General features: G+C 67.9%; 4 protein-coding genes. 3 read left to right on the top strand and 1 reads right to left on the bottom strand.

Going from position 1 to position 3,082, the window contains the following annotated elements:
- On the top strand, window positions 1–687 hold a 687-nt coding region (locus tag FMP39_RS37015), incomplete at its 5' end, for a deoxynucleoside kinase (RefSeq protein ID WP_228558654.1).
- A 125-nt stretch (window positions 688–812) separates the two neighbouring features.
- Window positions 813–1,331: an acyl-CoA thioesterase gene (locus FMP39_RS37010; RefSeq protein WP_011552660.1), complete on the top strand. Its 519-nt coding sequence runs from the start codon at window positions 813–815 to the stop codon at window positions 1,329–1,331.
- Window positions 1,332–1,409: 78 nt separating this feature from the next.
- On the opposite strand, the gene FMP39_RS37005 is transcribed toward FMP39_RS37010, so the two are convergent.
- Window positions 1,410–1,799 (bottom strand): iron-sulfur cluster assembly accessory protein, encoded by a 390-nt coding sequence (locus FMP39_RS37005; protein ID WP_090489251.1) that lies wholly within the window; start codon window positions 1,797–1,799, stop codon window positions 1,410–1,412.
- Between the two features lie 81 nt (window positions 1,800–1,880).
- Between FMP39_RS37005 and moeB the strand changes: the two genes are divergently transcribed.
- A complete protein-coding gene (moeB, locus tag FMP39_RS37000; RefSeq protein ID WP_194858724.1) occupies window positions 1,881–3,047 on the top strand; it encodes a molybdopterin-synthase adenylyltransferase MoeB in 1,167 nt (388 codons plus the stop codon).
- The last annotated feature ends 35 nt before the right edge of the window (window positions 3,048–3,082 follow it).

Raw genomic sequence — 3,082 nt, 5'->3', positions numbered from 1 at the left:
GCCCAGGAAGAGGCCCCCGCGGCCACCCCGCGTTCCCGCAACACGCTGCGCGTCAAGGTGCCCAAGGCGCGGCGCTTCGTGGCGCTGGCGGGCAACATCGGCGCGGGCAAGACGACGGCGGCGAAGATGATCAGCCAGGCCTTCGGCTACGAGCTGTTCGACGAGCCCGTCATCGACAACCGATTCCTGCGTGACTACTACGCGGACATGTCGCGGTGGTCCTTCACGCTCCAGCTCGAGTTCCTCATCCGGCGCGTCGAACACCACGAGCTCATCCACTCGTACCGCCGCAGCTGCGTGCAGGACCGCACCCTGTACGAGGACCCGGAAATCTTCGCCAAGTACCTCCACGGCCTGGGACACCTGACGAACGCGGAGCTGGACCTGTACTACGAGTACTTCCAGCGGCTGTCGCGCCACATCATCCGGCCCGACAAGGTCATCTGCTTCGAGGTCGGCAGCGTGGAGGTGCTCCTCCAGCGCATCCGTACCCGGGGACGCGAGGAGGAGAAGGGCATCCGCCACCAGTTCCTTCGGGGCCTCAACGGCTACTACGCCAGCTTCCCCCTGGTGCTGCAGGAGAAGTACGGCGTGGACTGCCTCACCATGGACGTGTCGAAGCAGGACATCCGGCGAGGCCGGGGACGCGAGGAGTTCCTCGACCGCGTCTCCACCTTCCTGGCCTGAGCGCCGCGCCCGCGCCTGTCACCTGCGCGGACATTGTCTGGCCCATCGCGTTAGAGCTTGGGATATCCACCGGATGAACCGGCGCGGCCCGGCCGCAGGCTCCGTCCGACAACCCAAGGTGCGAGATGACCGACCTGAGCGCGAAGAATCCGAAGGACACGGAGGTGGTGATGACCCAGCTCATCCTGCCTCCGGACGCCAACAACCTGGATGCTGCCTTCGGCGGCAAGGTGATGCAGTGGATTGACATCTGCGGGGCCGTGGCCGCGCAGCGCCACTGCCGGCAGGTCGTGGTGACGGCCTCCATGGATGATTTGCACTTCCACGCCCCCATCAAGGTGGGCTGGGTCGCGCTGCTGCACGGCCGGGTGCTGGCCGCCTTCCGCACCTCCATGGAGGTGGGCGTCACGGTGCACGCGGAGAACCCCCTCACCGGCGAGCGTCACCTCACCACCAGCGCGCTGCTGACCTTCGTGGCCATCGACAAGGACGGCCAGCGCGTGCCGGTGCCACCCCTGCTGATGGAGACGGACGCGGACCGCATGGCCTTCCAGGAGGCCCAGACACGCCGGACGCTGCGTCTGGCCCGGCAGAAGGAGAACCAGTCCTGGTTGAAGGTGATGACGCCCATCGCGGGTGCCTGACGCACGAAGGCCGGGCGAGACATCCGCCCCGGCCCGGCCTTCCCGCCCGTGTCACGGGCGATACCGCGGCGGTGCGGCTCAGGTCGTGAACGACGTGCCGCAGCCGCAGGAGGACTTCGCGTTCGGGTTGTTGAACTTGAAGCCCGAACCGGTGATGGCGGAGACGTAGTCAATCTCCGTGCCCCCGAGGTACTGGCTGCTCATCGGGTCGGAGGCGATCTTCACGCCATCCTGCTCCCAGACGGTGTCACCGGCCTTGGACTCCTTGACCAGGTTCAAGTCATAGCCCAGGCCGCTGCAGCCAGCTGGCACGACGCGGATGGAGAAGAAGTAGCCCTCGAAGCCTTGGGCCTTGATGACGCTCTTCACCTGCTGGATGGCGGCGTCCGTCAGGCGCACGGCCACCGGAGTGGCCTGGGAAGCCGGCGAGGCGGCGGGGGCGGCGGAAGTCGTGGGGGTGCTGTCCATATCCATGTCTCCTCTAAGGGACTTATAACGCCCGGGCCCGGAAAATCCATGGGCCCAGCCCCTGGGTTATATGCATCCGACATGGCTCGGACCTTCCAGACGCTGCTGGCCGGAGTGAAACAGGAGATTCGCGAGGTCTCCGTGGACGACGTGAAGCGGCTGCTGGACGCCCGGGCCTCCGTGCGGCTGCTGGACGTCCGGGAGGCGGACGAATACGCCGGTGGCCGGCTGCCAGGCGCCCTCCATATTCCCAGGGGTTACCTGGAGCTGCGCATCGAAAGCCAGGTCCAGCGGGACGAGGAGCTGGTCGTCTACTGCGCCGGGGGCACCCGCTCCGCCCTGGCCGCCAAGACGCTGAAGGAGCTGGGGTACGAGCGTGTGTCATCCCTGGCCGGCGGCTACAACCGGTGGAGTGACGCAGCCCTGCCAGTGGAGAAGCCCTTCGTCCTCACCGCGGAGCAGAAGGAGCGCTACCGCCGCCACCTGAGCCTCCCCGAGGTAGGTGAGGCGGGCCAGGCCAAGCTGCTTCAAGCCCGCGTCCTGCTGCTGGGCGCCGGCGGACTGGGCTCGCCGGCGGCGCTGTACCTCGCGGCCGCGGGGGTGGGAACACTGGGCATCGTCGACTCGGACGTGGTCGACCTGAGCAACCTCCAGCGGCAGGTCATCCACACCCGCGAGCGTCAGGGACAGCCCAAGGTGGCCAGCGCCCGAGCCGCCATCGAAGCGCTCAATTCGGACGTGAAGGTGGTGGGCTTCGAGGAGCGCCTCACCTCGCACAACGTGTTGACGATTCTGGAAGGCTTCGACCTGGTGCTGGATGGCGGGGACAACTTCCCCACGCGCTACCTGCTCAATGACGCGTGCGTCATGCTCGGCAAGCCCAACGTCCACGGCTCCATCTTCCGCTTCGAGGGCCAGGTGACGTCCTTCGTCCCCGGCCAGGGCCCCTGCTACCGCTGCCTCTACCCCGCCCCGCCCCCTCCCGAGCTGGCGCCCTCGTGCGCGGAGGCCGGCGTCCTGGGCGTGCTGCCCGGACTCATCGGTCTGCTCCAGGCCACCGAGGCGCTCAAGCTCATCCTCGGCCAGGGTGAGTCCCTGGTGGGGCGGCTGCTCACCTTCGACGCGCTGGGCACCCGCTTCCAGGAGCTCAAGCTGCGTCGGGACACGCAGTGCCCCGTGTGCGCGCCGGGCGCGACGGTGGAGCTCATCGACTACGAGCGCTTCTGCGCCGCCCCCATGCCCGCCTGAGGACGTCACGCCATGCCCATTCCCGAGATTTCCCC

Origin of the sequence: Myxococcus sp. AB056, from assembly GCF_006547365.1 — a bacterium.
GTDB classification, from domain to species: Bacteria; Myxococcota; Myxococcia; order Myxococcales; family Myxococcaceae; genus Myxococcus; species Myxococcus virescens.
This window is presented reverse-complemented; position numbering and strand designations above follow the sequence as displayed.

Coding starts and splice junctions, on each gene's coding strand:
- FMP39_RS37010 (WP_011552660.1), top strand. CDS start 813: ATGACCGACCTGAGCGCGAAGAATCCGAAGGACACGGAGGTGGTGATG.
- FMP39_RS37005 (WP_090489251.1), bottom strand. CDS start 1,799: ATGGACAGCACCCCCACGACTTCCGCCGCCCCCGCCGCCTCGCCGGCT.
- moeB (WP_194858724.1), top strand. CDS start 1,881: ATGGCTCGGACCTTCCAGACGCTGCTGGCCGGAGTGAAACAGGAGATT.